This is a genomic window from Nocardioides marmoribigeumensis (assembly GCF_031458325.1).
GTDB lineage: Bacteria > Actinomycetota > Actinomycetes > Propionibacteriales > Nocardioidaceae > Marmoricola_A > Marmoricola_A marmoribigeumensis.
This window is the reverse complement of record NZ_JAVDYG010000001.1, coordinates 993,088-1,014,569: the sequence shown is the minus strand read 5'-3', so window position 1 is coordinate 1,014,569 and position 21,482 is coordinate 993,088. Positions and strand designations below refer to the sequence as shown.

General features: G+C 72.3%; 22 protein-coding genes. 16 read left to right on the top strand and 6 right to left on the bottom strand.

Features of this window, described 5'->3' with window-relative positions; translation table 11 throughout:
- The first annotated feature begins 97 nt into the window (after positions 1 to 97).
- Positions 98 to 1,528 carry a gamma-aminobutyraldehyde dehydrogenase gene (locus J2S63_RS04885; protein ID WP_310299374.1) on the top strand — a complete coding sequence of 477 codons (1,431 nt, stop codon included), beginning with the start codon at positions 98 to 100 and terminating at the stop codon, positions 1,526 to 1,528.
- Between the two features lies 1 nt (position 1,529).
- Positions 1,530 to 2,753 carry a saccharopine dehydrogenase family protein gene (locus J2S63_RS04880; protein WP_310299372.1) on the top strand — a complete coding sequence of 408 codons (1,224 nt, stop codon included), beginning with the start codon at positions 1,530 to 1,532 and terminating at the stop codon, positions 2,751 to 2,753.
- A gap of 116 nt (positions 2,754 to 2,869) precedes the next feature.
- On the opposite strand, the gene J2S63_RS04875 is transcribed toward J2S63_RS04880, so the two are convergent.
- The gene (locus tag J2S63_RS04875; RefSeq protein ID WP_310299369.1) at positions 2,870 to 3,280 is read right to left on the bottom strand and encodes a hypothetical protein; all 411 of its coding nucleotides are present in this window, start codon (positions 3,278 to 3,280) and stop codon (positions 2,870 to 2,872) included.
- Positions 3,281 to 3,365: 85 nt separating this feature from the next.
- Positions 3,366 to 3,662: a hypothetical protein gene (locus tag J2S63_RS04870; protein ID WP_310299367.1), complete on the bottom strand. Its 297-nt coding sequence runs from the start codon at positions 3,660 to 3,662 to the stop codon at positions 3,366 to 3,368.
- Positions 3,663 to 3,768: 106 nt separating this feature from the next.
- Between J2S63_RS04870 and dxr the strand changes: the two genes are divergently transcribed.
- From dxr to ispG, 3 genes are read left to right on the top strand one after another with little or no spacing between them, the layout of a single operon-like run.
- Positions 3,769 to 4,905: a 1-deoxy-D-xylulose-5-phosphate reductoisomerase gene (gene dxr / locus J2S63_RS04865; RefSeq protein WP_310299366.1), complete on the top strand. Its 1,137-nt coding sequence runs from the start codon at positions 3,769 to 3,771 to the stop codon at positions 4,903 to 4,905.
- On the top strand, positions 4,902 to 6,206 hold the full coding sequence (locus J2S63_RS04860) for a M50 family metallopeptidase (RefSeq protein ID WP_310299364.1): 1,305 nt from the start codon (positions 4,902 to 4,904) through the stop codon (positions 6,204 to 6,206). The genes dxr and J2S63_RS04860 overlap by 4 nt, the downstream gene beginning before the upstream one ends.
- 43 nt (positions 6,207 to 6,249) lie before the next feature.
- A complete protein-coding gene (gene ispG / locus J2S63_RS04855; RefSeq protein ID WP_310299361.1) occupies positions 6,250 to 7,401 on the top strand; it encodes a flavodoxin-dependent (E)-4-hydroxy-3-methylbut-2-enyl-diphosphate synthase in 1,152 nt (383 codons plus the stop codon).
- A gap of 108 nt (positions 7,402 to 7,509) precedes the next feature.
- On the opposite strand, the gene J2S63_RS04850 is transcribed toward ispG, so the two are convergent.
- A complete protein-coding gene (locus J2S63_RS04850) occupies positions 7,510 to 8,145 on the bottom strand; it encodes a hypothetical protein (protein WP_310299359.1) in 636 nt (211 codons plus the stop codon).
- A gap of 32 nt (positions 8,146 to 8,177) precedes the next feature.
- On the opposite strand from J2S63_RS04850, the gene J2S63_RS04845 reads away from it, so the two are divergent.
- The 4 genes from J2S63_RS04845 (at position 8,178) to J2S63_RS04830 (ending at position 12,148) form a co-directional block, all read left to right on the top strand.
- Entirely contained in the window at positions 8,178 to 9,023 is an 846-nt protein-coding gene (locus J2S63_RS04845; protein ID WP_310299357.1) for a GNAT family N-acetyltransferase, read from the top strand.
- A 14-nt stretch (positions 9,024 to 9,037) separates the two neighbouring features.
- On the top strand, positions 9,038 to 9,409 hold the full coding sequence (locus J2S63_RS04840) for a DoxX family protein (RefSeq protein WP_310299355.1): 372 nt from the start codon (positions 9,038 to 9,040) through the stop codon (positions 9,407 to 9,409).
- A gap of 263 nt (positions 9,410 to 9,672) precedes the next feature.
- Positions 9,673 to 11,451, top strand: coding sequence for a proline--tRNA ligase (locus J2S63_RS04835; RefSeq protein WP_310299353.1), 1,779 nt, complete (start codon positions 9,673 to 9,675; stop codon positions 11,449 to 11,451).
- Positions 11,444 to 12,148 (top strand): HAD family hydrolase, encoded by a 705-nt coding sequence (locus tag J2S63_RS04830; RefSeq protein WP_310299351.1) that lies wholly within the window; start codon positions 11,444 to 11,446, stop codon positions 12,146 to 12,148. The genes J2S63_RS04835 and J2S63_RS04830 overlap by 8 nt, the downstream gene beginning before the upstream one ends.
- A gap of 79 nt (positions 12,149 to 12,227) precedes the next feature.
- On the opposite strand, the gene J2S63_RS04825 is transcribed toward J2S63_RS04830, so the two are convergent.
- The 3 genes from J2S63_RS04825 to J2S63_RS04815 are packed head-to-tail and all read right to left on the bottom strand — an operon-like array spanning position 12,228 to position 13,851.
- Entirely contained in the window at positions 12,228 to 12,656 is a 429-nt protein-coding gene (locus J2S63_RS04825; protein WP_310299348.1) for a ferritin-like domain-containing protein, read from the bottom strand.
- Positions 12,653 to 13,210, bottom strand: coding sequence for a hypothetical protein (locus J2S63_RS04820; RefSeq protein ID WP_310299345.1), 558 nt, complete (start codon positions 13,208 to 13,210; stop codon positions 12,653 to 12,655). Before J2S63_RS04820 ends, J2S63_RS04825 begins: the two co-directional genes overlap by 4 nt.
- On the bottom strand, positions 13,207 to 13,851 hold the full coding sequence (locus J2S63_RS04815) for a DUF6318 family protein (RefSeq protein WP_310299342.1): 645 nt from the start codon (positions 13,849 to 13,851) through the stop codon (positions 13,207 to 13,209). Before J2S63_RS04815 ends, J2S63_RS04820 begins: the two co-directional genes overlap by 4 nt.
- Positions 13,852 to 13,976: 125 nt before the next feature.
- Here J2S63_RS04815 and rimP point away from each other — a divergent pair, with 125 nt between their 5' ends.
- The 7 genes from rimP (at position 13,977) to J2S63_RS04780 (ending at position 21,479) form a co-directional block, all read left to right on the top strand.
- On the top strand, positions 13,977 to 14,441 hold the full coding sequence (rimP, locus tag J2S63_RS04810; RefSeq protein ID WP_310299339.1) for a ribosome maturation factor RimP: 465 nt from the start codon (positions 13,977 to 13,979) through the stop codon (positions 14,439 to 14,441).
- 3 nt (positions 14,442 to 14,444) lie between these two features.
- On the top strand, positions 14,445 to 15,443 hold the full coding sequence (gene nusA / locus J2S63_RS04805; RefSeq protein ID WP_310299336.1) for a transcription termination factor NusA: 999 nt from the start codon (positions 14,445 to 14,447) through the stop codon (positions 15,441 to 15,443).
- A gap of 94 nt (positions 15,444 to 15,537) precedes the next feature.
- Positions 15,538 to 15,828: a YlxR family protein gene (locus tag J2S63_RS04800; protein ID WP_310299333.1), complete on the top strand. Its 291-nt coding sequence runs from the start codon at positions 15,538 to 15,540 to the stop codon at positions 15,826 to 15,828.
- A 99-nt stretch (positions 15,829 to 15,927) separates the two neighbouring features.
- The gene (gene infB / locus J2S63_RS04795) at positions 15,928 to 18,891 is read left to right on the top strand and encodes a translation initiation factor IF-2 (protein ID WP_310299330.1); all 2,964 of its coding nucleotides are present in this window, start codon (positions 15,928 to 15,930) and stop codon (positions 18,889 to 18,891) included.
- A gap of 233 nt (positions 18,892 to 19,124) precedes the next feature.
- A complete protein-coding gene (gene rbfA, locus J2S63_RS04790; protein WP_310299328.1) occupies positions 19,125 to 19,565 on the top strand; it encodes a 30S ribosome-binding factor RbfA in 441 nt (146 codons plus the stop codon).
- Entirely contained in the window at positions 19,562 to 20,491 is a 930-nt protein-coding gene (gene truB, locus J2S63_RS04785) for a tRNA pseudouridine(55) synthase TruB (protein ID WP_310299324.1), read from the top strand. Before rbfA ends, truB begins: the two co-directional genes overlap by 4 nt.
- 43 nt (positions 20,492 to 20,534) lie before the next feature.
- On the top strand, positions 20,535 to 21,479 hold the full coding sequence (locus J2S63_RS04780) for a bifunctional riboflavin kinase/FAD synthetase (protein ID WP_310299321.1): 945 nt from the start codon (positions 20,535 to 20,537) through the stop codon (positions 21,477 to 21,479).
- Positions 21,480 to 21,482: the final 3 nt, after the last annotated feature.

Here is a 21,482-nt window from a genome sequence, read left to right as displayed (position 1 = left end):
TTTCCCCGGCATCATGCCGTCGGGTGAGGCGTCAACGACGGAATCAGTGCCTCCGAGGCCTTTCGGATCACCGTCTCGCCTGGATAGTCTCGGGCCCATGACTCAGAACTTCCGCAACGTCGTCAACGGTGAGCTCGTCGACTCGGCCTCCGGGGCGACGTACGACGTCATCGACCCGACCACCGGCGAGGCCTACGCGACCGCACCGAAGTCGGGCCCGGAGGACATCGACCGGGCCTACGCCGCAGCGGACGCCGCCTTCGAGGGCTGGGGCTACGCCACCCCGCAGGACCGTTCCAACGCGCTGCTCAAGCTGGCCGGCGCGATCGAGGAGCGGGTCGAGGAGCTCAACGCGGTCGAGTGCAAGGACACCGGCAAGCCGCTCGGCCTCACGATGGACGAGGAGATGCCCTACGCCTCCGACCACTTCAAGTTCTTCGCCGGCGCGGCCCGCGTGTTGGAGGGAAGGTCGGCGGGGGAGTACATGGCCGACCACACCTCGTGGGTGCGCCGTGAGCCGATCGGCGTCGTCGGCCAGGTGACGCCGTGGAACTACCCGCTGCTGATGATGATCTGGAAGATCGCGCCCGCGCTCGCGGCCGGCAACACCGTCGTGCTCAAGCCGTCGGACACCACCCCGGCGTCCTCGACGCTGCTGGCCGAGATCGCCCAGGAGTTCCTGCCCCCGGGCGTGCTCAACGTCGTGTGCGGCGACCGTGACACCGGCCGCGCGCTGGTGGAGCACAAGACCCCGCAGATGGTCGCGATCACGGGCTCGGTGCGTGCCGGCATGCAGGTCGCCGAGTCCGCCTCGCGCGACCTCAAGCGCGTGCACCTCGAGCTCGGCGGCAAGGCGCCGGTCATCGTCTTCGACGACGCCGACGTCGCCTCCGCCGCCGAGGGCATCGCCGGCGCGGGCCTGTTCAACGCCGGCCAGGACTGCACCGCCGCGACCCGCGTGCTCGTGCAGGCCGGTCTGCACGACGAGTTCGTCGCCGCGCTGGCCGAGGCCGCCAAGGGCATGCCGACCGGCGACCCGGCCGCCGAGGGCACCTACTACGGCCCGCTCAACAACGAGAACCAGCTCGCCCACGTCTCCGGCATGGTCGACCGCCTGCCCGACCACGCCGAGGTCGTCACCGGCGGCACCCGGCACGGCGACAAGGGCTACTTCTACGACCCGACCGTGCTGTCCGGGCTGCGCCAGGACGACGAGCAGATCCAGACCGAGATCTTCGGCCCGGTCATGACCGTGCAGAAGTTCTCCGACGAGGCCGAGGCCCTGCGCTGGGCCAACGGCGTGGAGTACGCCCTGGCCTCCTCGGTGTGGACCAAGGACCACGCGCGGGCGCTGCGGATGTCGCGTCGGCTCGACTTCGGCGCGGTGTGGATCAACACCCACATCCCGTTCATCTCCGAGATGCCGCACGGTGGCTTCAAGCACTCGGGCTACGGCAAGGACCTGTCGATGTACGGCCTCGAGGACTACACGCGCATCAAGCACGTCATGTCCTACATCGGCGACTGAGGTGCGGATCCTCCTGGTCGGCGCCGGTGGCGTCGGCGGCGCGTTCACGGCCATCGCCGCCCGGCGCGACTTCTTCGAGACGGTCGTGGTCGCCGACTACGACCTCGCGCGCGCCGAGCGCGCGGCCGCGATCGATGACCGCTACGTCGCGGCGCAGGTCGACGCCTCGTCGGCGGACTCGGTCACCGCGCTGTGCCGCGAGCACCGCATCACCCACGTGATGAACGCCGTCGACCCGGTCTTCGACATGCCGGTCTTCGAGGGCGCGTTCGCCGCCGGGGCCGACTATCTCGACATGGCGATGTCGCTCTCGCAGCGGCACCCCACCTCGCCGTACTCCAAGGTGGGCGTGAAGCTCGGCGACGAGCAGTTCGCGGTCGCCCGCGACTGGGAGGCCGCCGGACGTCTCGCGCTGGTCGGCATCGGCGTGGAGCCGGGGCTCTCCGACGTGTTCGCGCGCTACGCCGCGGACCACCTGTTCTCCGAGATCGACGAGCTCGGCACGCGCGACGGCGCCAACCTCGTGGTGACCGACGAGGACGGCAACGAGGTCTTCGCGCCGTCGTTCTCGATGTGGACCACGATCGAGGAGTGCCTCAACCCGCCGGTGGTCTGGGAGAAGGACCACGCCGAGGACGGCGGCTGGTTCACCACGCCGCCGTTCAGCGAGCCCGAGGTCTTCGACTTCCCCGAGGGCATCGGCCCGGTCGAGTGCGTCAACGTGGAGCACGAGGAGGTGCTCCTCATGCCGCGCTGGGTGGACTGCAAGCGGGTCACGTTCAAGTACGGCCTGGGCGAGGAGTTCATCACCATCCTCAAGGTGCTCCACACCCTCGGGCTCGACCGCACCGCCCCGGTGCGCGTGAAGGGCGTCGAGGTCTCGCCGCGCGACGTCGTGGCCGCCGTGCTTCCCGACCCGGCGACGGTCGGCCCGCGCATGACGGGCAAGACCTGCGCCGGCCTCCACGTCACCGGTCGCGACAAGGCGGGGGAGCCGTTCGCGACGTACCTCTACCACGTGGTCGACAACGAGTGGTCGATGCGGGAGTACGGCCACCAGTGCGTGGTCTGGCAGACCGCGGTCAACCCGGTCGTCGCGCTGGAGCTGCTCGCGACCGGCGTCTGGTCGGGCACCGGCGTCCTCGGTCCCGAGGCGTTCGACGCAGTTCCGTTCCTCGACCTGCTCACCGAGCACGGCGCCCCCTGGGGTCGCCGCGACGGCTGACCCCCGGTGTGAGTTCACCACGCGTCTGGGGACGCTCGTCGAGCTGCTGGTGAGGGCCTCCGCCTGGGTGTGACCCCGAGCGGGGCCCTCGCGATCAGCCGAGGATCAGCAGAGGATCAGCAGCGCGGGATGTCGGCGGCGCGGAACGGGCCGCCGTTGCCCATGCCGCCGGTGCCGATCCCGATGTTGAGGGAGTAGGCGCGGCCGCGGGGCAGGCGGACGACGGCGACGTCGGAGACGTGGCGGGGGCGGATGTAGCCGGTGCGCCAGCCGCCGGAGAGCTGCTGCTCGCCCTTCATGCGGTAGGCGACGCCCGAGACGCGGCTGGTCGCCTTCATGGCGTTGACCCGGAAGCGGAACTTGTACGGGTTGTCCAGCGAGGTGGGCACGCGGCAGGCCTGGACCTTGCCGCCGCTGATGGACGTCATCGTCTTCCAGCTGTAGGACCGGGCCTCGGCAGCTGTGGTGCCGGTGAGCGAGAGGGCGAGGGCGGGCAGGACGAGAAGGGCGGTACGACGGAGCGTCATGGGCCTCTTTCCGAGAGTAGGAAGCCTTGAAGGTAGGGGTGGTCCAGACACCTCGGAGACGTTTCGCCCAGATGTGGCCGAACGGTCAGAGGTCGACCCACCAACCGAGGTCGTAGTCCTTCAGCGCGTTGTCGCGCCGGTCGGTGCAGAGCCAGTGCGGCGGCTCGAGGGAGCCGAACCAGGTGGTCTTCCACTCCAGTGAGTAGGTGCGGTAGTTCTTCCCGGTCAGGTCGACGCACTTGGCCACCGCGGCCCGCTGGAACGCCTGGGTCAGCGGCGGGCCGTAGAGGTAGTAGAAGAGCCCGAGCATGACCAGCACCGTCATCAGCACATGGCGGATCGACGCGGCGCTCATGCGCTGGCCGATGGCCGAGACGACCACGGGGTGCTCCCTCCTGGGCACCGGTGCGGACGCCCCGGCACCAGGGTAGGGCTCCGGCCCGGGCGGCGGCGGCATTCCCGCGCGGACCTCCTGGGAGGATGGGAGGGTGCAGTCCCTCAGCGCCTCGCCGCGCCCTCGCGACGTGGTGGTCCTCGGGTCGACCGGGTCGATCGGCACCCAGGCCCTCGACGTGGTCCGCGCCCACCCCGACCTGTTCCGCGTGGTCGGCCTGACCGCCGGTGGCTCGCAGCGCGCGCTGTTCGAGGAGCAGGTCGCGGAGTTCTCCCCGGCCGTCCACGGGCTGGGGGAGGACGCCTCGACCGAGGCGGCGGCGTACTCCTGCGACGTGGTGCTCAACGGCATCACCGGAGCGGTCGGCCTTCGTCCCACGATGGCCGCGCTCGAGGCCGGCAACGTCCTCGCGCTGGCCAACAAGGAGTCGCTGATCATCGGCGGCGACGTGGTCACCCGGGTCGCCGGCGAGGGGCAGATCGTCCCGGTCGACAGCGAGCACAGCGCGCTGGCGCAGTGCCTGCGGGGCGGCTCCGCCGCGGAGGTACGACGACTGGTGCTGACCGCGAGCGGCGGCCCGTTCCGCGGGCGGTCGGTCGCGGAGCTGCACGATGTGACCCCGGCGCAGGCCCTCGCCCACCCGACCTGGGACATGGGCCGCACGGTGACCACCAACTCCGCCACCCTGGTCAACAAGGGCCTGGAGGTGATCGAGGCCCACCTGCTGTTCGGCATCCCCTTCGACCGCATCGAGGTGGTCGTGCACCCGACCTCGGTGGTGCACTCGATGGTCGAGTTCACCGACGGCTCGACGCTCGCGCAGGCCTCGCCCCCGACCATGCTGATCCCGATCGCCCTGGGCATGGCGTGGCCCGACCGGGTGCCCGACACCGCCCCGCCCGTCGACTGGACCACCGCCCAGACCTGGGAGTTCTTCCCCCTCGACGACGAGGCGTTCCCGGCGGTGCGGCTGGCCCGTGCCGCGGGCTCGGCCGGGGGCACCGCACCCGCGGTCTACAACGCCGCCAACGAGGTGGGGGTCGACGCCTTCCACGAGGGCCGGATCCGGTTCACCGACATCGTGCCCACGGTGGAGCGCGTGCTGACCGCTCACGTCGTACCCTCGAAGGTGCGGCTGGACGTCGACGACGTCCTGGCCGCCGACACCTGGGCCCGCGAGGAGGCCCGCCGACTGCTGGGCCTCGCCCAGCCTGCTGAGGAGCCATCGTGAGCGTGCTGCTGTTCGTGCTCGGCGTGCTGCTCTTCGCCGTCGGCATGGCGACCTCGATCGCGCTGCACGAGGTGGGCCACATGTGGCCGGCCAAGCGCTTCGGGGTCAAGGTCTCGCAGTACTTCGTCGGCTTCGGCCGCACCGTCTGGTCGACCAGGCGCGGCGAGACGGAGTACGGCCTCAAGGCGCTGCCGCTGGGCGGCTACGTCAAGCTCGTCGGGATGCTGCCGCCGGCCAAGGACGACCCCACCGGTCAGCCCCGCCAGATGACCACCGGTCTGTTGGGCCAGCTGATCTCCGACGCCCGCGCCGCCGAGGCCGAGCACATCAGCCCCGGCGACGAGCCGCGCCTGTTCTACCGCCTGCCGTGGTGGAAGAAGGTCATCGTGATGGCCGGCGGCCCGATGGTGAACATCCTCATCGCGTTCGTGCTGTTCGCCTGCCTGTTCGGCTTCCACGGCAACCCCGAGAAGGTCACCACGACGGTGGGCACCGTCTCGAGGTGCGTGGTGCCCTCGACCGAGGCGAACCGCGTCTGCACGGACAAGGACCCGGCGGCTCCGGCTGCGATGGCCGGACTCCGACCGGGTGACAAGCTGGTCTCGTTCAACGGGACGCCCGTCACCAGCTGGCGCCAGATGGTCGACCTGGTCCGCGACAACGAGGCCGGCCGGGCGGTCATCGTCTACGAACGCGACGGCAAGCAGCGGACGACGGTTACCAACACCGTGGTCAACAAGGTCAACGCCCTCGACGGCACCGAGAAGACCTTGAAGGCGGGCTTCCTGGGCCTCAGCCCGCAGGTGCTGATGGTCAAGCACGGGCCCCTCTGGACCATCGGCCAGATGGGTGTGATGACCAAGGACACCGTGGTCGCGCTGAGCCAGTTCCCGGTCAAGGTGTGGGGCGTCGCCAAGGCGATCGTCGGCGTCCAGGAGCGCGCCCAGGACAGTCCGATCAGCGTGGTCGGCGCCGGCCGGATCGCCGGCGAGGTGAGCAGCGACCGGACCAGCCCGCTGGCCGACCGGCTGTGGTTCCTGGTGACGCTGCTCGGCGGCCTCAACCTGTTCCTCGGCATGTTCAACCTGGTCCCGCTGCTTCCCCTGGACGGCGGCCACATCGCGGGCGCGCTCTACGAGGCGCTGCGCCGCGGCTGGGCCCGGCTGCGCCGCCTGCCCGACCCCGGCTACGTCGACGTGGCCAAGCTCCTCCCCGTGGCCTACGTCGTGGCCTCGGTCCTCCTCGTGATGGGCATGGTGCTCATCGTCGGTGACCTGGTCGCCCCGGTCACCATCAGCTGACGCACTCTCAGGCGCCCCTGGGCGCCGTACGGAAAGGTTCCACATGACCTCGGTCTCCCTCGGGATGCCGTCCGCGCCGCCCCCCGTCCTCGCGCCGCGACGCAAGACCCGCCAGATCCAGGTGGGCAAGGTGCAGGTCGGGAGCGAGGCGCCCATCTCGGTGCAGTCGATGACCACGACGCTGACCGCCGACATCAACGCCACGCTGCAGCAGATCGCCGAGCTCACCGCCGCGGGCTGCGACATCGTGCGCGTCGCCTGTCCCTCGCAGGACGACGCCGACGCGCTGCCCGCGATCGCGACCAAGTCGCAGATCCCGGTGATCGCCGACATCCACTTCCAGCCGCGCTACGTCTTCGCCGCGATCGAGGCCGGCTGCGCTGCGGTCCGCGTCAACCCCGGCAACATCAAGAAGTTCGACGACCAGATCAAGGAGATCGCGGCGGCCGCGCAGGACCACGGCACCTCGATCCGCATCGGGGTCAACGCCGGCTCGCTCGACAAGCGGCTGCTGGAGAAGTACGGCAAGGCCACGCCCGAGGCGCTCGTCGAGTCGGCGGTGTGGGAGGCATCGCTGTTCGAGGAGCACGGCTTCCGCGACTTCAAGATCTCGGTCAAGCACAACGACCCGGTCGTGATGGTGCGCGCCTACGAGCTGCTCGCGGAGAAGGGCGACTGGCCGCTGCACCTCGGGGTCACCGAGGCCGGCCCCGCGTTCCAGGGCACGATCAAGTCGGCGACCGCGTTCGGAGCCCTGCTGTCGAAGGGCATCGGCGACACGATCCGGGTCTCCCTCTCGGCCCCGCCGGTCGAGGAGGTCAAGGTCGGCATCCAGATCCTGCAGTCGCTCAACCTGCGCCCCCGCAAGCTCGAGATCGTCTCGTGCCCGTCGTGCGGCCGCGCGCAGGTCGACGTCTACAAGCTCGCCGACGAGGTGACCGCCGGTCTCGACGGCCTCGAGGTCCCGCTGCGCGTCGCCGTCATGGGCTGCGTCGTCAACGGCCCCGGCGAGGCCCGCGAGGCCGACCTCGGCGTCGCTTCGGGCAACGGCAAGGGCCAGATCTTCGTGCGCGGTGAGGTGATCAAGACCGTCCCCGAGTCCCAGATCGTGGAGACCCTGATCGAAGAGGCGATGCGCATCGCCGAGACGATGGAGGTCCAGGAGGGCGGCTCGGCCGAGGTCACGGTCGGCTGACCCGGTTCGGTTTCACTAGGTACCTAGTGGTTCCGTCACTCCCCGAGCGAAACTTCGCTCGGGGAGCACCAAATTCACTAGGTACCTAGTGAATTTGCGCCGCCCGGCTCACTCCTCGTGGAGCTCGTAGCGCCCGATCACCTCGAGCGCCCGCCTCCCGACGGCGTACGACGGGAGGCTGGTCGCGGCGGTCCCGATCGCGGCGGCGAGGTCGTGCACGGCCCCGCCGTCGTCGAGGTCGACGTCCGCCGCCGGCTGCTCGGCCCGGGCGACGGCCTGGTGCACCTCGGGGGCCACCGAGCGGAGCCGGTCGAACGCCGTGGCGAGCCGGGGCGGGAGCACGGCGAAGCTGCCGAGCCCCTGGGCGTGGCGGAGGTCGGCCTCGGCCCGGCGGAGCTGCTCGGCGAGGTCGTGGCGCTGGATCGCCGCGCCGAGGTCGACCAGCCGGTCGAACCGCGCCCGGGCCGCGGCGACGTCCTCGGAGCACGAGGGGAGGTCGCCGGGGTCGGCGCCCTTCGCGCGGGACCCGGCCACGTCGTACTCCTGCTGCCACCGTCCCGCGGTCCGGGTGCCCCGCGGCGCGATGCTGCCGTTCTCGGACTGGGTCTGGCGCAGGTCCTCCCACGCGGACCGGCACTCGCGGGCGCTCAGCGCGGGTCGCTCCTCGCCGCACGAGGCGAGGCCGGCGAGGGGGAGCAGCAGGACCAGCGCGGCCGTCGTACCCCTCTTCGTCCAACCCGTCATGGGCGCACGGTAGCTGCGCATAGGCTTCGACCGTGCTCCGCACGCAGCGCGCGCTCCGCGTCCTCGGCCCCGGTGACCTCGACGAGGTCACCGGGCTGCTGGCGCGCGACCCGGTGGTCAACGTGGTCGCCGACTTCCGGGCCCGCACCACCCGCCTGGAGCCGCGCTGGCTCGGCGGCGAGATGTGGGGCTACTACGAGGACGACGAGCTGGTCTCGGTGTGCCACAGCGCCGCCAACCTGATCCCCGCGATGGCCACGCCGGAGGCCCTGGAGCGCTTCGCCGAGCGGGCCCTGCGCCGCGGCCCCACCTGCGCGGCGATCGTCGGCCGGTCGGAGGACGTCGACGTCCTGTGGGAGCGGCTGGGTCCGGAGTGGCCGACCCCGCGCGACATCCGTGCCGGGCAGCCGCACCTCGAGATCTCCTCGGCGCCGCTGGTCGAGGCCGACCCGCAGGTGCGGCGCAGCACGCTGCAGGACCTCGACGTGCTCTACCCCGCCTGCGTCGCGATGCACACCGAGGAGGTCGGGGTCTCCCCGGAGTGCAACGGCGGCGGCCCGATCTTCCACGCCGGCGTGACCCAGCTGGTCGGCACGGGCCGGTCGTTCGTGCGCATCGACGACGGGCGGGTGGTCTTCAAGGCCGAGCTGGCCGCGGTCACCCCGCACGCCTGCCAGGTCCAGGGGGTGTACGTCGCCCCGGACCTCCGCGGGACCGGCCTCGGCAAGGCGGGCATGGCAGCGGTCGTCACGCACGCGCTGCGCGAGGTCGCCCCGGTGGTGTCGCTCTACGCCAACGGCTACAACGCCCCGGCGCTCAAGGTCTACGAGCGGGTCGGCTTCCGGCAGACCGCCACGTTCACCACCATCCTCTTCTGACCCCCAGGAGTCTCGTGACCGACGCCGCCCCATTGCGCACCGATGCCAAGGCCGTGGTCGGCGCGTTCCTCGTCTCCGGGGTGGTCCACCTGGTCCGGCCGCAGACCTTCGAGCCACTCATGCCCGGCTGGGTCCCCGCGCACCGCGAGGTGATCCTGCTCAGCGGCGTGGCCGAGCTCCTCTGCGCGGTGGGGCTCCTCGTGCCGCGGGCCCGGCGGGTCGCCGGCCCGGCGAGCGCCGCCGTACTCCTGGGGGTCTACCCGGGCAACCTCAAGATGGCGCTCGACGCCTCCCGCACCCCGAGCACGGCCTTCAAGGTCGCCGCGTTCGCCCGCCTGCCGCTCCAGCTGCCGCTGGTCCGCGGCGCCCTGCGCGCCGGCCGCTGACCGGCGCCGCTCCTCCCGTGTAAATCGGAGTTACGGTCGCTCATCTGGTGTCGTGCCACGTGCGGAGCGACCACGACACCGCACAAGTGCTCGGGACCCCGGACGGCGCCGCCGCCACCGCACCCGTGGTCTTCGGCGGGGATGTGGTCATTGCGGTCGCGGCACAACGGGGGATGAGCGACCGTAACTCCGATTTACAGCGCGGGGGAGGCGCTCGCAAACCCCGTCGAGCCAGGCGTACGCCGAGAAGTAGCCTTGCGCGCATGATCCTCCGCCTGTCCACGCTGTTCCTCCGCACGCTCCGCGAGGACCCCGCCGACGCCGAGGTGCCCAGCCACCGGCTGCTCGTGCGCGCCGGCTACGTCCGCCGCGCCGCCCCGGGGATCTACTCCTACCTCCCGCTCGGCTGGCGGGTGCTGCGCAACGTCGAGCGGGTCGTGCGCGAGGAGATGGACGCGATGGGCGCTCAGGAGGTGCACTTCCCCGCGCTGCTGCCGCGCGAGCCCTATGAGGCGACCAACCGCTGGACGGAGTACGGCGACAACCTGTTCCGCCTCAAGGACCGCAAGGGCGGCGACTACCTCCTCGGGCCCACGCACGAGGAGATGTTCACGCTGCTGGTCAAGGACCTCTACTCCTCCTACAAGGACCTGCCGGTCAGCCTCTACCAGATCCAGACGAAGTACCGCGACGAGGCGCGTCCCCGCGCGGGCCTGCTGCGCGGCCGCGAGTTCGTGATGAAGGACTCCTACTCCTTCGACATCGACCAGGCCGGCCTCCAGGCGTCGTACGACGCGCACCGCGACGCCTACATCCGCATCTTCGACCGCCTGGGCCTGTCCTACGTGATCGTGCAGGCGATGTCGGGCGCGATGGGCGGCTCGGCGAGCGAGGAGTTCCTCGCCAACGCCTCGGTCGGGGAGGACACCTACGTCCGCTGCACGACCTGCGACTACGCCGCCAACGTCGAGGCCGTCCGCGTGCCCACCCCGCCCGCGCAGTCGTACGACGGCGCGCCCGCGGCCCACGTCGAGGACACCCCCGACACCCCGACCATCCAGACGCTGGTCGACCACCTCAACCAGGCGCTCCCCCGCGAGGACCGGCCCTGGGCCGCCGACGACACCCTCAAGAACGTCCTGGTGATGCTGCACCACCCCGACGGCACCCGCGCGCCCCTGGCGATCGGCGTGCCCGGCGGCCGCGAGGTCGACGAGAAGCGGCTCGGCGCGCAGGTCGAGCCCGCCGAGGTCGAGCCCTTCACCGACAAGGACTTCGAGGCCCACCCCGAGCTGGCCAAGGGCTACATCGGCCCCGGCGTGCTGGGGGAGGACAACAAGTCCGGCATCCGCTTCCTGGTCGACCCCCGCGTCGTCGAGGGCAGCCGCTGGGTCACCGGCGCCGACGAGTCCGGCCGCCACGTGGTCGACCTCGTCGCGGGTCGCGACTTCACCGCCGACGGCACGATCGAGGCCGCGGAGGTGCGCCCCGGTGACACCTGCCCCGCGTGCGAGGAGGCGGGCCGAGACGGCGTGCTGGAGTCCGCGCGCGGCATCGAGGTCGGCCACATCTTCCAGCTCGGCAAGAAGTACGCCGAGGCGCTCGACCTCAAGGTGCTCGACGAGAACGGCAAGCTCGTCACGGTCACGATGGGGTCCTACGGCATCGGCCCCTCCCGCCTGGTGGCCAGCATCGCGGAGAACTCCCACGACGACCTCGGGCTGGTGTGGCCGCGCGAGGTCTCGCCGGCCGACGTGCACCTGGTCGCGACCGGCAAGGACGCCGCCGTCTTCGAGGCCGCCGAGGAGCTGGCCAGGGAGCTCGAGCAGCAGGGCCTGACCGTGCTCTTCGACGACCGGCCCAAGGTCAGCCCCGGCGTGAAGTTCAAGGACGCCGAGCTGATCGGCGTGCCGACGATCGTGGTCGCCGGCCGCGGCGTCGCCGACGGGGTCTTCGAGGTCAAGGACCGGGCGACGGGGGAGCGCGCCGACGTGCCGCGCGCCGACGTCGTCGCCCAGGTGGTGCAGGCCGTCCGTGGCTGAGGTGCCGGTCGAGGCCGTGATCTTCGACTGGGGCGGCACGCTCACGCCCTGGCACACGGTCGACTTCGTCGAGGAGGCCCACGCCCTGGCGCAGGCCGCCCTCGACCCGCACCCCGACGCCCACCTCGACCTGCTGCGGGCCAACCAGGAGGTCTGGGGCCGGTCCCGCGACCAGCACACCAGCGCGACGGTGGCCGACATCTTCGCTGCGGCCGGGCTGCGCCACGACGAGGAGCTGCTCACGGCCTACCGCGAGTGGTGGGAGCCCCACACCCTCACCGACCCCGACGTGGCGCCGCTGCTGCGCGCGTTGCGTGACGACGGGCTCAAGGTCGGGGTGCTCTCCAACACCATCTGGCCGCGCGCGTGGCACGAGGAGATCTTCCGCCGCGACGACGTGCTCGACCTGATCGACGGGGCGGTCTACTCCAGCGAGATCGAGTGGACCAAGCCGTCCCCGCAGGCGTTCCTCGCCGCGGCGCGGGCGGTCGGCGTCGACGACCCGACCCGCTGCGTGTTCGTCGGCGACCGGCTCTTCGACGACATCTGGGGTGCCCACCAGGTCGGCATGCGTGCCGTCCACGTGCCGCACTCCGACATCCCGGCCGAGCAGCACGGCCACAGCGAGGGATCGCCCGACGCCGTCGCCCACCGGCTCGCCGACGTGCTCGGGCTCGTCCGCGACTGGCGTAGCTGACCTCCGACCCGCTGCCTCGGTCGCGTGGGAGAGCGCTCATGTGCGTGGAACCGCGGCGCTCGGGACAGGCGGGGCGGGCTCAGGTGAGCTCGGGCGCACCGGGGAACGCCTCGGCCCCGGCGCCGAAGCCCAGCCCGCGCACGGCGGAGTCCTCGAGCGCGGCGACGGCCCAGCGCCGGGTCTCGCCGACCGACGAGGCGACCAGCTGGGCGTAGACCTCGGCCGACCGCTCCTCCAGCGACCTCGCCACGGCCAGCAGCTGGGGGGTACGCCGGCTCGCCGCGGGCACGCGGTAGCCCGGCGCCGGCGGGGTCGGCCGGCCCCCACGCTGGGTGATGAGCGTCCGCAGGTGGTCGCGCCGCTCGCGGTGGACGTCGTACGCCGCACGCAGGGCCGTGGCCGCGGTCGGGGACTGCGAGGTCGAGACCCGGCCGCCGAGCTCGGCGTAGGCGAAGACCGCGGCGTGCTCGGCGGCGAGGGTGGCCTGGAGGGCCTCGTCGGGCGTCACGGCTGGTCCCCGGCGAGGAGGGTCGCCTGCTGGCGCGCGGCGGCGGCCATGGAGGCGAGGATCCGCGCGAACGGCCCGCTCTCCGCGCCCAGCGCGCCGGAGGCGTGCTGCTCGGCGATCGAGGCCTCGATGGCGGGCAGCCGGCCGAGCAGCCGCCGCTGCGGCGGGTCGGGCGCCGTCGCACGGGGCGCCGGGTCGTCGCCGCGCAGCACCTCGACGTGGGCGGAGTGCACGGCCCGGGCCGCGGCGAGCCGGCGGCTCACGTCGCGGGGGAGCCTCATCCGCAGCGCCCGATCGAGCCGGGCGACCTGGGTCGCCTCGAGCAGCAGCGCGGCCTCGAGCAGGGCCCGGTCGGGGTCGGGGCCCGGCGTCGGCAGCGCCGTCGCTGCGGGGGGGGCGAAGGCCCCGGGCCGCGTCTGCTCCAGGGGTACGTCGTCGCACGCGGCCAGCGCGGCGGCGAGCCCCACCGCGGCCCCGGTCCCGAGCACGGCCCTCCGGGAGACGAGCACACGACGGGAGACGGCGGCGGCCCGCCGGGCGACGGGGGCGGTCACCGGAGGCTGAAGGCCAGGAGCACGAAGTGTCGCTTCTTGGCCCTGCCGTCGATGCGGAGGTCGATGAGGAACTTCGCGCCCTTGTGGGCCTCGTTGTCGTTGCGGAACGTGCCGTCGTCGAAGTAGGACTGCGACGCCGGGATGTCGGCCACCGTCGTGGCGAGGATCCGGTCGTCGCTCCTCTTCAGGGTCGTGCGCCGCACCTGGGCCCCGGGGAAGTCGACGTGCCAGCCGTCCTTGGCCCGGCGCTTCAGCTCGGCGGCGAGGTCCTGGCAGCCGCGGCACTGCTCCTTCTTGGACGGGGAGAGCCCGGTCACCGCGGTCGCGTCGTTGGTCGAGAGCGCGTAGCCCCAGCTGGTGACGACGTACTCCGCGAACGCCTTCTGGCCCTTCTCGCCGGGGGCGAAGACCGGTGGCGTCGGCTTCTCCGGCGTCGGGGCCCCGGTGGCGCTCGGGCTCGCCGACGGCGAGCCCGAGGAGCTGGAGGTGGCCGAGGCAGGGGTCTTCGAGGGCGTGCCGGAGGCCTTGGAGGAGTCGCTGCTGCACCCGGCGAGGCCGCCCAGGGCCACCGCGGCGACCACGCACGCGACCAGGGGGGAACCGGGTAACCGGTGGGACGCACGGGGCGTCGTGGGGCGCATGCGCTGAGGCTACAACGGGCTCCGGGCGAGCAACGGCGGCACGCGAGCCGCCACACCCCTTCGGTAGGGTCTGCCTCGAGGGCGGCGCACGCGCCGCACCGACAACTGCAGAGGAGGAGTCCGTGGTGGTCGATCGCACCCGGGAGCAGCTCGTCGAGGAGCTGACCGGTCCCTTGCTGGCCAGTGGCTTCGACCTCGAGGCCGTGGAGGTCACCCCGGCCGGACGTCGCCGGCTGCTGCGCATCGCGGTCGACAAGGACGGCGGCGTGACCATGGACGAGATCGCGCTGGTGACCAAGCAGGTCTCCGCGCTGCTCGACTCCTCCGACGTGATGGGGGAGCAGCCCTACACCCTCGAGGTCACCTCGCCCGGCGTCGACCGCCCGCTCACGCTGCCGCGCCACTGGCGCCGCAACGCGGGCCGGCTGGTCAAGGTCTCCCTCAAGGACGGTGGCACCCTCACCGGCCGCATCGTCGACGGCGACGAGGACCACGCCGAGGTCGAGACCGACGAGGGCGTGCAGCCCCTGTCCTACGCCGAGGTCACCACCGCACGCATCCAGGTCGAGTTCAACCGTAAGGAGGGCTGAGCCGTGGACATCGACATGTCGATCCTGCACGCGCTCGAGCGCGACAAGGAGATCAGCTTCGACATCCTCGTCGACGCCCTCCAGCAGGCGCTGCTCACGGCGTACCACAAAACCCCGGGCGCCAAGACCGAGGCGAGGGTCGTCATCGACCGCCGCAGCGGTCGCGTCCAGGTCCTCGCCGCCGAGCTCGACGACGAGGGCAACCGGGTCGGGGAGTACGACGACACGCCCGAGGGCTTCGGCCGCATCGCCGCCACCACCGCCAAGCAGGTGATCCTGCAGCGGCTGCGCGACGCCGAGGACGACGTGAAGTTCGGGGAGTTCTCCGGCCGCGAGGGCGACCTGGTCTCCGGGACGATCCAGCAGGGCCGCGACCCGCAGGACGTGCTGGTCGACCTGGGCCGGCTCGAGGCCATGCTGCCCGCGCCCGAGCGGGTGCCGGGGGAGCGCTACGAGCACGGCACGCGCATCAAGGCGCTCGTGGTGAGCGTGCGCCGTGGCATGCGCGGGCCCCAGGTGCACCTCTCGCGCACCCACCCCAACCTGGTCAAGAAGCTCTTCGCGCTCGAGGTGCCCGAGATCGCCGACGGCACCGTCGAGATCTGCGCCATCGCCCGCGAGGCCGGCCACCGCACCAAGATCGCGGTCAAGTCCACGGTCCCGGGGGTCAACGCCAAGGGCGCCTGCATCGGCCCGATGGGTCAGCGGGTGCGTCAGGTGATGCACGAGCTGCACGGCGAGAAGATCGACATCATCGACTGGTCCGACGACCCGGCGCGGCTGGTCGGCAACGCCCTCTCGCCGGCCCGCGTCTCCTCGGTGCAGGTGGTCGACCTCGAGGCACGGTCGGCCCGGGTCGTCGTGCCCGACTACCAGCTCTCGCTCGCGATCGGCAAGGAGGGCCAGAACGCCCGCCTGGCCGCTCGCCTGACCGGCTGGCGCATCGACATCCGCTCCGACGAGGACCCGGTGGTCACCGGGGTGCCCCGCCCGACCGCCTGAGCCGGCAGGCGCTCGCCGATTCGGTCTGCGCGGACCGGCGGGCTATGCTGGCAGACGGTTGTCCGCTCCCGTCCGACCACCAGGAAGCTGATCTGTGTCGACCAACGAGTCGCACCCGGTCCGCACGTGCGTGGGATGTCGGCAGCGAGCAGCCAAGCAAGACCTGCTGCGCGTGGTCGCGCAGGATGGGGTGCTCGCACCCGATCCGGCCGGCCGCTCACCGGGGCGTGGTGCCTACCTCCACCGCTCCACCGCGTGTCTCGACCTCGCACTGCGGCGTCGGGCGTTCACCCGGGCACTTCGTGCCCAGGCCGCGCTCGACCCCCACAGGCTGACCGAGCACGTGGAGCAGGTCGAGATCAGAAAGACCGTCAGAACCGACTGAGATGGAGCAGCAGCTCATGAGCACTCGATGAGTACTTCCCGATGAGCATGCACGACAGCTAACGGTCCGGTCACCCCGACTCGGACCAGGAGGAGAAGCGTGGCAAAGGTCCGAGTCCACGAGCTCGCTAAAGAGCTCGGAGTCGAGAGCAAGGTCGTCCTGGCCAAGCTCCAGGAGATGGGCGAGTTCGTGAAGTCGGCGTCGTCGACGATCGAGCCGCCCGTCGAGATGAAGTTCAAGAAGCGGTACGGCGACGAGATGCGCGCCAGCGCGGCGCCGGCGGCGCCTGCCAAGCAGGCGGCCCCGTCCGCCCCGGAGAGCAGCTCCGCCCCCAGCGCCCCGGCGACCCAGCCGTCCGCGCCGTCCGCTCCCGCAGCCCCCAGCCGGCCGGCCTCCGAGCCCGCCGGTGGCGGCGCCCGTCCGGGGCCGCGTCCCGGCCCGCGTCAGCCCGCCCCGGCCGCCGAGGCACCCGCGGCGCCCGAGGCCCCCGAGGCTCCGGCAGCGCCCGAGGCCCCGGCCGCCCGCGCCGAGACCCCGCGTCCGGCCGCGCCGCGTCCGGGTCAGCCGGGTCAGGACGCTCAGCCCAGCGGCGGCGAGTCCGCCGAGGGCGGCGCCGGCCAGGCCCGCCCCGGTGCCACCCCCGGACCCCGTCCGGGTGGTGCTCCCCGTGGTGGCGCCGGCGCCCCCCGGCCCGGTGGTGGCGCGCCCCGCCCCGGTGGCGGCACGCCGCGTCCGGGCAACAACCCCTTCGGTGCGCCCCAGGGCATGGGCACCCGTCCGCCCACGCCGGGCGGCGGCGCCGACCGTCCCCCGCGTCCGCCGGCCGGTCGTGAGGGTGGCGCCCCGGGTCGCCCCGGCATGCCTCGCCCCAACCCGGCGATGATGCCCAAGTCCCCGACCGCGTTCGGCGGTGGCCCAGGCGGCCGTCCCGGTGGCCCCGGCGGCCGTGGCCCCGGTGGCCCCGGTGGTCCCGGCGCCCGCGGTGGCGCTCCGGGTCGTCCCGGTGCTCCCGGTGCCGGTCGTCCCGGCGCTCCCGGCGCCGGTGGCGGCGGCGGTGCTCCGGGTCGCCCCGGTGGCTTCGGTGGCGGTCCCGGTGGCGGTCGTCCCGGCGGTGGTGGCCGTGGCCGTCCCGGCGGTGTCGGTGGCGCCTTCGGTCGTCCCGGTGGTCCCTCGCGTCGTGGTCGCAAGTCCAAGCGGCAGCGCCGCCAGGAGTTCGACAACATGGAGGCGCCGACGATCGGCGGCATGCGGGTCCGCAAGGGCAACGGTGAGGTCGTCCGCCTCGCCCGCGGCTCCTCGCTGACCGACTTCGCCGAGAAGATCGGCGTCGACCCCGCCTCGCTGGTGCAGATGCTGTTCCACCTCGGCGAGATGGTCACCGCGACCGAGTCGGTCAACGACGCGACGCTCGAGCTGCTCGGTGAGGAGCTCAACTACGCCGTGCAGGTCGTCTCCCCCGAGGACGAGGACCGCGAGCTGCTCGAGTCCTTCGACCTCGAGTTCGGCGCCGACGAGGGCGACGAGACCGACCTGGCGGCCCGTCCGCCGGTCGTCACCGTCATGGGTCACGTCGACCACGGAAAGACCAAGCTCCTCGACGCGCTGCGCAGTGCCAACGTGGTCGCCAAGGAGGCCGGTGGCATCACCCAGCACATCGGTGCCTACCAGGTGCACACCGAGGTCGACGGCAACGACCGCAGCATCACCTTCATCGACACCCCGGGTCACGAGGCGTTCACCGCCATGCGTGCCCGCGGCTCCCGCTCGTCGGACATCGCGGTCCTCGTGGTCGCGGCGGACGACGGCGTGATGCCGCAGACGGTGGAGGCGCTCAACCACGCCCGCGCCGCCGAGGTGCCGATCGTGGTCGCGGTCAACAAGATCGACAAGCCGGAGGCCGACCCGACCAAGGTCCGTGGCCAGCTCACCGAGTACGGCCTGGTCCCCGAGGAGTACGGCGGCGACACGATGTTCGTCGACGTCTCGGCCAAGTCCGAGCTCAACCTGGACTCGCTGCTCGAGGCGATCGTGCTCACCGCCGATGCGTCCCTCGACCTGCGGGCCAACCCCGAGCAGGATGCCCAGGGCCTCGTCGTGGAGGCGCACCTCGACCGCGGTCGTGGTCCCGTCGCGACGGTCCTGGTCCAGCGAGGCACCCTGCGGGTCGGTGACTCGATCGTCGCCGGTCCGGCCCACGGCCGCGTCCGCGCGATGCTCGACGAGTACGGCGACAACATCGAGGAGGCGTTCCCGTCCCGTCCGGCCATGGTGCTGGGCCTGACGGCCGTCCCGGGTGCGGGCCAGAACTTCATGGTCGTCGACGACGACCGGATGGCCCGGCAGATCGCCGAGAAGCGCGAGGCGCGCGAGCGTGCCGCGCTCCAGGCGCAGCGTCGTGTCCGCCGCAGCCTCGAGGACTTCATGAAGTCCATGGAGGAGGGCGAGGCCCAGGAGCTCAACCTGATCCTCAAGGGCGACGTGTCCGGCTCGGTCGAGGCGCTCGAGGACTCGCTGGCCAAGATCGACGTGGGCGACGAGGTGTCGCTGCGCGTCATCGACCGCGGTGTCGGTGCGATCACCGAGACCAACGTGATGCTGGCCGCCGCGTCCAACGCGATCATCATCGGCTTCAACGTCCGCCCGCAGGGCAAGGCGACGGAGCTGGCCGACCGCGAGGGCGTCGAGATCCGCTACTACTCGGTGATCTACAACGCCATCGAGGAGATCGAGGCGGCGCTCAAGGGCATGCTCAAGCCGGAGTTCGAGGAGTCCACGCTCGGCCAGGCCGAGATCCGCGACATCTTCCGCTCCAGCAAGCTCGGCAACATCGCGGGCTGCATGGTCACCAGCGGCACGATCCGGCGCAACGCCAAGGTGCGGGTCATCCGCGACGGCAACGTCGTGGCGGACAACCTCGACCTGGCCTCGCTGCGGCGGGTCAAGGACGACGTCACCGAGGTCCGGGAAGGGTTCGAGTGCGGTCTCGTGCTCCGCAACTTCCAGGACATCAAGCTCGGCGACGTGGTCGAGGCGTTCGAGATGCGCGAGATCCCTCGGGGCTGATGCTCCGGCTGCTGCCCGGGTGGTTGCGTTCGCGGCCACCCGGGCAGCGGCGGCGGGGCCACCCACCCCTCCGCTCCTTCGTCGCTCCGGGGGCCAGTCCCATCCACGGCCCCGCCGCCGCAACCCGGGCGACCGCAGCGTGATCGCTCGGCCTGCACCCGCAGGCCACCCCCGCGGCACCCCCCTCATCTCGCGCCCGGCTGCTGGCGCTGACGTCCTGAAAGGCTTGAAGAATGGCTAGCCCTCGTGTTCGCAGGATCGCGGACAGGATCAAGGTCGTCGTCGCCGAGATGCTCGAGCGCCGGATCAAGGACCCGCGGCTCGGGTTCGTCACCGTCACCGACGTGCGCGTCAGCGGCGACACCCAGCACGCGAGCGTCTTCTACACCGTCTTCGGCGAGGAGGCGGAGGTCGTCGCGTCCGCGGCCGCGCTGGAGTCGGCCAAGGGCCTGATCCGCTCCGAGGTCGGCAAGCAGCTCGGCACGCGTCACGTGCCGACGCTGGAGTTCATCCACGACGCGCTGCCGGAGAACGCCCGCCACCTCGAGGAGCTCCTCGCGCAGGTGCGCGAGTCCGACGCGGCGGTGTCCGCCGGCTCGGCCGGCAAGACCTACGCCGGCGAGGCCGACCCCTACAAGAAGCCCCGCGAGATCGAGCCCGACGAGGACGAGTGAGCCGCGCTGCCCCCGACGGTCCGTCCGGCCTGCTGGTCGTGGACAAACCAGGCGGGCTGACCTCCCACGACGTGGTCGGCCGGGTCCGCCGGCTGGCCCACACCCGCAAGGTTGGCCACGCCGGCACCCTCGACCCGATGGCCACCGGCGTCCTCCTGCTCGGGGTCAACCGCGCCACCCGGCTGCTCGGTCACCTCGCGCTCAGCGACAAGGCGTACGACGCCACCGTGCGGCTCGGGTTCGCCACGACGACCGACGACGCGGAGGGCGAGCCCCTCCCCGGGGTGACCCCGACTGGTCACTCGCTCCACACGCTGCGCGGTGAGCGTGGATCGATCGACGCGGCCCTGCAGGGGATGGTCGGGGAGGTCGACCAGGTCCCCTCGTCGGTGTCGGCGGTCAAGGTCGACGGCAAGCGCGCCTACGCGCGGGTCCGGGCCGGGGAGGCCGTCGAGCTGCCCGCCCGCCGGGTGCGCATCGACGAGATCACGGTCCACGACGTGCGCCTGGTCGAGGACTGGGTCGACGTGGACCTCAGCGTGCGGTGCAGCAGCGGCACCTACGTCCGCGCGATCGCACGCGACCTGGGCGAGGCGCTCGGTGTCGGTGGGCACCTGACCGCGCTGCGGCGTACCTCCATCGGCTCCGGCGCCCGGGCCGTGACCCTCGCCGACGCGACCCCGCTGGACGACCTGACCGAGGACCTGCCGCTGATGGGCCTGGGCGAGGCCGCGCGACGGTTCTTCCCGTTCGTCGAGGTCGGCGAGGAGGAGCAGGTGCGGGTGGGCCACGGCAAGCGGCTGAGCCTCGGCCTCACCACCGGCCCGACCGCGGTGCTGGGCCCGGGCGGTGACCTGCTCGGTCTCTACGCACCCGCGCCCGCGAGGGAGGACGGGGACAGCAAACCCGTCGCGGTCTTCCTCTGACCCTGTGGGAGGCTGGGAGCCACACGAGAGTGAGGAGGCGAGGGTGCGGATCTGGCGCAGTCTCGAGGAGGTCCCTGCGGACCTCGGCCACACGGTGGTGACGATCGGCAACTTCGACGGGGTCCACCTCGGGCACGTCGGTGTGCTCCAGCGGGCACGTCAGGTCGCCGACCGGCTCGACCTCGGCCACGTCGTCGCAGTCACCTTCGACCCCCACCCGATCGCCGTGCTGCGCCCGGTCAGCGCCCCGGCGATGCTCAGCAGCATCGAGCGCCGGGCCGAGCTGCTCGAGGCCGCCGGCGCCGACGACCTGCTCGTGGTGCCGTTCACCGACGAGGTCTCCGACTGGCCGCCGGAGCGGTTCGTCGAGGAGATCCTGGTCGACACGCTGCACGCCTCCGCCGTCGTGGTCGGGGCCAACTTCCGCTTCGGTCACCGCGCCGCGGGTGACGTGGCGCTGCTGCACCGGCTGGGCGTGGACAACGAGTTCATCGTCGAGGGCATCGAGCTGTCGGCCGGGCCGCAGGTCTGGTCCTCGACCTACGTCCGCACCTGCCTGGCCACCGGCGACGTCGCCGGCGCTGCTGAGGCGCTGGGCCGCCCCTACTCCGTGCGCGGGGTCGTCGGGCGCGGCGACGGTCGCGGTCGGGGGATGGGCTGGCCCACCGCCAACCTCGCCGCCGCGGACGTCGGCGCCGTCCCCACCGACGGGGTCTACGCCGGCTGGCTGCGCGTGCTGCCCACCGGCGAGCGGCACCCCGTCGCGATCAGCGTCGGCAAGAACCCGACCTTCCCCGGTCAGCGCGAGCGTCGGGTCGAGTCCTACGTCATCGACGGACCCGACGACCTCGACCTCTACGACCTCGAGGTCGAGGTGGAGTTCGTCGCGCACCTGCGCGAGCAGCGCCGCTTCGACGACGCCGAGCAGCTGGGCGAGGCGATCGAGCAGGACGTGCGTGAGGCCCGTGCTGCGTTGGGTATCGCCTGAACC

What these genes read in the sequence shown, in the direction of transcription:
- J2S63_RS04815 (WP_310299342.1), bottom strand. Translation starts at nt 13,851, where the DNA reads ATGCGCCCCACGACGCCCCGTGCGTCCCACCGGTTACCCGGTTCCCCC.
- rbfA (WP_310299328.1), top strand. Translation starts at nt 19,125, where the DNA reads ATGGCTAGCCCTCGTGTTCGCAGGATCGCGGACAGGATCAAGGTCGTC.
- J2S63_RS04885 (WP_310299374.1), top strand. Translation starts at nt 98, where the DNA reads ATGACTCAGAACTTCCGCAACGTCGTCAACGGTGAGCTCGTCGACTCG.
- ispG (WP_310299361.1), top strand. Translation starts at nt 6,250, where the DNA reads ATGACCTCGGTCTCCCTCGGGATGCCGTCCGCGCCGCCCCCCGTCCTC.
- J2S63_RS04835 (WP_310299353.1), top strand. Translation starts at nt 9,673, where the DNA reads ATGATCCTCCGCCTGTCCACGCTGTTCCTCCGCACGCTCCGCGAGGAC.
- J2S63_RS04850 (WP_310299359.1), bottom strand. Translation starts at nt 8,145, where the DNA reads ATGACGGGTTGGACGAAGAGGGGTACGACGGCCGCGCTGGTCCTGCTG.
- J2S63_RS04875 (WP_310299369.1), bottom strand. Translation starts at nt 3,280, where the DNA reads ATGACGCTCCGTCGTACCGCCCTTCTCGTCCTGCCCGCCCTCGCCCTC.